Source organism: Cobetia sp. 29-18-1 (assembly GCF_029846405.1).
Taxonomy (GTDB): domain Bacteria; phylum Pseudomonadota; class Gammaproteobacteria; order Pseudomonadales; family Halomonadaceae; genus Cobetia; species Cobetia amphilecti.
Window position 1 is genome coordinate 1 of record NZ_JARWKS010000048.1, and the last position, 638, is coordinate 638.

The 638-nt window shown below is 51.1% G+C and carries 1 protein-coding gene; it reads left to right on the forward strand.

Annotation, left to right across the window (positions count from 1 at the left end; all coding sequences use genetic code 11):
- Positions 1 to 125: 125 nt before the first annotated feature.
- Complete coding sequence (locus QD208_RS17560) at positions 126 to 506, forward strand: hypothetical protein (RefSeq protein ID WP_279837680.1); 381 nt, start codon at positions 126 to 128, stop codon at positions 504 to 506.
- Positions 507 to 638 lie beyond the last annotated feature (132 nt).

The window sequence follows — 638 nt, forward strand, 5'->3', positions numbered from 1 at the left end:
GATCCGAGCTTAGACGACCCGTCAGGTGGTCCAAAGGATGGGGTCCACTTCACATCGCCACAAATCAGGATGGTGTGATGTGAGAGATCGATGTAATCTTATGCCAGTGTGCTAATAAGAGGATGATGAAAGTGAAGGCATGGATTGCAGGGGGTGTGATGTTGATGTTGGCCGGATGTGCCGGCAATGCAAATATCAAGGACTCGACGGGCAACATGACCAACTGGACGGTCGAGCAGCCTATCAAGGAAGTTTTTAGGGTCTACAAGGATCACCTTGAAGAGAACTACTCGGGTGGTGACGTGCTTTGGGCCGAAGGCACGCGAGTCAAAGGATTTTTCTATACCGACGAGGCAGAACTGACCGTCAGCATCTCTGGCAACCCTTTTATCAAAGGGCCTTTCCTTTACGTTGAGATGCAAGAAGCCAGCGGTAAAACCGCAGTGACGGCCCGAGCGTCAAATAATCATTGGGAGGACGTGGCGCACGACCTGCGCGATCTCTAATAGAATCCGAAAAGCATGAAGGTCAGGCCCCGCCATTGAGCGGGGTTTTTTTATGTATACCCAACTCAACACGAGTCATTAGGGAAGCGATGATCAATTCGGTTCTGCGCGGTTTAAGCGCTCAGACTGGTG